This window comes from Kitasatospora nipponensis (genome assembly GCF_039528135.1).
In the GTDB taxonomy this organism is placed as follows: Bacteria; Actinomycetota; Actinomycetes; order Streptomycetales; family Streptomycetaceae; genus Kitasatospora; species Kitasatospora nipponensis.
Genome location: NZ_BAAALF010000909.1, coordinates 1 through 595, shown reverse-complemented (window position 1 = coordinate 595; position 595 = coordinate 1). Strand labels below are relative to the sequence as shown.

Annotated in this window: 2 protein-coding genes; both read left to right on the top strand. The window is 66.1% G+C overall.

The window, feature by feature from the left end; translation table 11 throughout:
• Nucleotides 1–355 (top strand): hypothetical protein (locus ABD323_RS44010; RefSeq protein ID WP_344447614.1); only part of this gene is annotated, 355 nt, incomplete at its 5' end.
• Nucleotides 352–595 (top strand): ATP-binding protein (locus tag ABD323_RS44005; RefSeq protein ID WP_344447613.1); only part of this gene is annotated, 244 nt, incomplete at its 3' end. The genes ABD323_RS44010 and ABD323_RS44005, both read left to right, overlap by 4 nt.

Below are 595 nucleotides of genomic sequence, written 5' to 3'. Positions count from 1 at the left end.
CAGCTCCTTGGTGCGGATCCCGACGGACACCGCGCAGGGGCAGGAGATGCGGAAGGCCGTGGAGGGCCAGCGGAAGGCGTTCCAGGAGAAGTTCGGCCGTGAGCCGGGCCCGGACGACCCACTGTTCTTCGATCCCGATGCGGACGAGCCCACTCCCATCACACGGGAGTACTTCGACAACGTGTTGCTGGAGATGGCCGACCACGCAGCGGAGAAGGGCCTGGACCCGGCCCCCCTCCACGCCTGGCGCGAGGTCGGCTACGTGGTCACCGCGGAGACCAGAGGCATGTTCACCACGGCGGAGGTACTCGCCTTCAACAGGGCCGTCGCCCGTTATCAGCAGGATGAGCAGTGAGCACCGAGAACCGGATCGACGGAGGACACTTCAACGGCGATGTGTTCATGGCAGAGCACATCACACAGATCCTTCCGGGCCGCCCTCACCCTGCGCTCTCCGGAATGCCCAGGCATTCGCCCACCTTCACCGGCCGCGAGACCCAACTCGACCAAATCCTGGCTGTGTTGAGGCCGGAGGAAACAGCCGCCACCGTGGTGGTGACCGGGCTCGCCGGCATGGGGAAGACCGAGTTGGTGC